Annotated in this window: 4 protein-coding genes; all 4 read right to left on the bottom strand. The window is 67.7% G+C overall.

Annotated elements, in window-relative coordinates:
* The coding region (locus tag WB508_RS05200) for an MMPL family transporter (RefSeq protein ID WP_423843818.1) at positions 1-2086 on the bottom strand (2086 nt) is incomplete at its 3' end.
* Positions 2086-2628 (bottom strand): TetR/AcrR family transcriptional regulator, encoded by a 543-nt coding sequence (locus WB508_RS05205; protein ID WP_423843819.1) that lies wholly within the window; start codon positions 2626-2628, stop codon positions 2086-2088. The genes WB508_RS05200 and WB508_RS05205, both read right to left, overlap by 1 nt.
* A gap of 31 nt (positions 2629-2659) precedes the next feature.
* Positions 2660-3535: a tRNA glutamyl-Q(34) synthetase GluQRS gene (gene gluQRS / locus WB508_RS05210; RefSeq protein ID WP_423843820.1), complete on the bottom strand. Its 876-nt coding sequence runs from the start codon at positions 3533-3535 to the stop codon at positions 2660-2662.
* A 3-nt stretch (positions 3536-3538) separates the two neighbouring features.
* Positions 3539-3847, bottom strand: a complete 309-nt coding sequence (locus tag WB508_RS05215; protein WP_423843821.1) for a hypothetical protein — start codon at positions 3845-3847, stop codon at positions 3539-3541.
* Between the last annotated feature and the right edge of the window lie 58 nt (positions 3848-3905).

Here is a 3905-nt window from a genome sequence, read left to right on the forward strand (position 1 = left end):
GGCCGAACCGGTCGTGGAATCGGCGCAGCGGTGCGGGGGCCCACCAATTCGCGCGGCCCAGCATCGCCATCAGCGACGGCACGAGGAAGGCCCGCACGATCGTTGCGTCAATCAGCACCGCGACCGCGGTGCCAATACCCAGCTCCTTGATGAAGATGATCTCGGACGTCGCGAAGGCGCCGAGAGCGATCGCGAACAGCACGGCCGCCGCGGTCACGATGCGTCCCGTGCGCTGCAGCCCGAGCGCCACGGCCTCGCGGTCGTCCACGCCGGCATCGCGGGCCTCCTTGATGCGCGTCAGCAAGAAGACGGCGTAGTCGGTGGACAGGCCGAACACGACGGCGAAGAGGAACACCGGCTGGGTGGACTCCAGCGCTCCTTGGCTGGTGTAGCCGAGCACGCCCTCGAACCGTCCGTCCTGGAAGATCAGCACCAGAATTCCGAAGGTGGCGGCGATGGTCAGCACATTCATGACCAGTGCCTTGAGGGGCAGCACGACCGACCCGGTCATCATGAACAGCGCGATGAAGGTGAGCACCGCGAGGATCGCCACGGCAAGCGGGATGCTGGCGATGATCGAGCTGACCTGATCAACCTGTTGCGCGCTCGGACCGCCGACCAGCGCGGTGCCAGGTGGCTCGACGTCACGGACCTGGTCCACCAGCGCAAGGGTCCTTTCGTCGAGGGTCGGGAACTGGGGGACGACGTCGACCTGCCACGTCTCGTTGCCGAGGTAGACGGGTTCGGCCACGGCGGCCACATGCTCTACCTGCGCCAGTCGCTCGGCGTAGTCGGACACCGATCCGGCGTCGGCCTGGTCGGCCTCCACGGCCACGGCAAGGGGGGAGACCTCGGCGCCGGAGAAGTCCGCGCGCAAGACCGAGTCGACGGTCTTGGCCGAGGCGGAGTCCGGCAGCACTGTGGCGTCGACACCGGTGAACTTGACCCCGAGGAAGGGCAGTCCGAGGGCTATCAGCACAGCCGCGCCGCCCAGGGCGGTGCCGACCCGGTACTTCATGACGAAGTTGGACAGGCGGTACCAGAACCCGCGCGTCTCAGAGCGAGCGTCGGCCTGCTGAGCGAGGCGCCACCGGCGGGGGGCCAGCGCGTTGACGCGGTGCTGCAGGACAGCGAACAGGGCGGGCAGGACGATGATCGAGACCACCGCGGCCACGAGAGCGACCACCGTGACGCCGATTCCCATCGAATACAAGAAGCGCAGCGGGAACACCAGCAGCGCCAATCCTGCTCCGGCGACCGTGACGGCGGAGAAGACCACGGTGCGACCGGCGGTGGCCACGGTCCGGCGCACGGCCTCAGCGCCCGGCCCGACTCGCTCCAGCTCCTCGCGAAAGCGCGAGACCATGAACAGCGAGTAGTCGATGGCGAGGCCCAGCCCGAGGCCGGTGATGAGGTTGAGCGCGAAGATCGAGACGTCGATGACCTCGTTGATGCCGCGCACCACCAGGAGCGACACGACGATGGTGAGACCGCCCACGATCAGCGGCAGCAGGGCCGACACCGCCGAGCGGAAGACCAGCAAGGAGGCGACGAACAGCAGCGGAAAGGCGATCAGCTCGGCGGTCACCAGATCGCTCTCCACCTGCTCGTTGACTTCCTGAAATGCCACCCCTGGGCCGCCCAACGTCACGTCGTCCACCTCACCCAGCTCCTCGCGCAGATGCTCGGTGGTGGCGTCGGCGTCGGCCTCGGCGTGGTAGATGACCGCGAGGTAGGTGCGCGTTCCGTCCGCGGACAGGAACTGCTCACCCGCCTCGGGACCGCCGACGACGCGCCCGACGCCGGATTCGTCGCCGAGGATGCGCGTCGTCTCCTCGAGCGCAGCGGTGTCGTCGGTGTCGATCAGGGCCAGGAGGGCCGGCGCGGCCTCCAGTCCGCTGGCCCGCTCGATGCGGTCCAGAGCCAGGGCGCTCTCCGCGGAGGTGTCGGAGAATGAGTCGTCGTCGCTGTTGAGCAGTCCGGCGACCGGTCCACCGACCACGCCGGCCAGGACGAAGAACACGACGGTGATGGCAAGGGTGCGGCCCGGGCGCGTGGTGGCCAGGCGGGCCAGTGCGGTGAACATCAGAACTTCTCCTTGACGACAGCGAGGGGGTCCCCGAACAGGTCCATCAGGTCCAGCGACGACACGATCGTGAGCAACATCCCCTGAGCCATGAAGTCGCGAACCTCGTCCGCGGTGCCGCCGCTGAGCTCTGCGACGTTGGCCCAGATCTCGCGATACGTGCGTTGGGCGACGTCCTTGACTGCGGGATCGGACGCCGCAGCCCAGGTGTGCAGCTGGCAGCGCAGGGAACTGACGTCGTCGGCCATCAGGGTCAGATAGGCGGCCGCCATGGCCTCGAAGGCAGAGGTGTCAGCCGGTCGGGACTCGACTGCCGTGCGGAAGGTCTCCCGCAGGTGCGTGGTCTGGTGCTCGATGGCGGCGACGATCAGGTCGGCTTTCGTGCCGAAGAGCCGGAACAGGTACGGCTGCGAGACCCCTGCCCGATCCGCGATGACCTCGGTCGACGTCGCGTGCATGCCGGAGCGGCCGTACTCCTCCATCGCCGCCTCGAGGATCAAGACCTTGCGATCGGCGGCCTTCATGCGTTTTCCCGTAGCCATGACAGCAAGTTAGTGATGGCTCACAAACTTGTCAAGAGAGGGGCGGAGAGAACACCCAGGGATCGCGAGGCAGGAACCGCGGGTCCCAGACTTCGAGCAGATCGGCCGGGGTGTGTCCGTCCAGGCCGAGTGAGGCCGCAATCGCCGCGAACGGGTCGACGCCAGCGCTGGTCAGGTCGCGCAGCGTGACGGCACCATCGCGCTTGGCCAGACGCTGTCCTGATGTGTTGAGCACCAGCGGCACGTGCGCGTAGGTCGGGGTCGTCAGGTCGAGCAGCCCGGCCAGATGCGACTGCCGCGGTGAGGAGTCGAGCAGGTCGTCGCCGCGTACCACTTGATCGATGCCCTGGTGCGAGTCGTCCACGACGACCGCCAGGTTGTACGAGGGCACACCATCGCCCCGTACCAGCACCACGTCGTCGACCGGTCCTGTGAACGAACCGTGCAGCAGGTCGACGACGGTCCCCTGCTCCACCTGCGATCGCAGGCGCAGTGCGGCCGGACGCTCACGACGCCGCTGGGTTCGTTCGCCCTCGCTGAGCTGGCGGCAGGTGCCCGGGTAGAGACCCGGCGTGTGGTGAGGAGCCGAGGTCGCCTCCCGGATCTCACGGCGCGAGCAGAAGCACTCGTAGAGCATTCCGCGTGCCTGCAGGTCGGACACGGCATCGGAGTACAGATGCACCCGCTCCGACTGCCGCACCACCGGACCGTCCCAGTCCAGCCCGAGGGCTGCGAGATCGGCGAGCTGGCGCTTCTCCGAACCGGGTCGCACCCGGTCGAGGTCCTCGACGCGCATCAAGTAGTCGCGCCCCGTGCTTCGGGCGAACAACCACGCGAGCACGGCGGTGCGCAGGTTGCCGATGTGCAGGTCACCAGAAGGGGAAGGGGCGTAGCGTCCGGCAGGCATCGCTCAGAGCACCCAGATGAATCCGAACACCGGTACGCCAACGGCGATCAGGATCCACGGCGACAGCAGACGGCCGCCGAGGATCATCCGCGTGACCACGTAGGTGATGCCCGAGACGACCGAGGCCATGATCAGCAGGCCGATCGCGTCGTCGCGTCGTCCCGGCTCGTCGACGATCGTCGACGCCACGACGATCAACCCGAGAATCGCGTGTTCGGCGACAGCGAAGAAGCCGATGGCGGCGACGCGTCGTTGCACACGGTTCAGTGCCGAGGCCTTGGTACGGGCGCCGATCTGGTGCTGCTGGGACATCCGAAGCCTTTCAGAGCACCCCCAACGGGATTCGAACCCGTGCTACCGCCGTGAAAGG

The organism is Aeromicrobium sp., from assembly GCF_049586495.1.
GTDB lineage: Bacteria > Actinomycetota > Actinomycetes > Propionibacteriales > Nocardioidaceae > Aeromicrobium.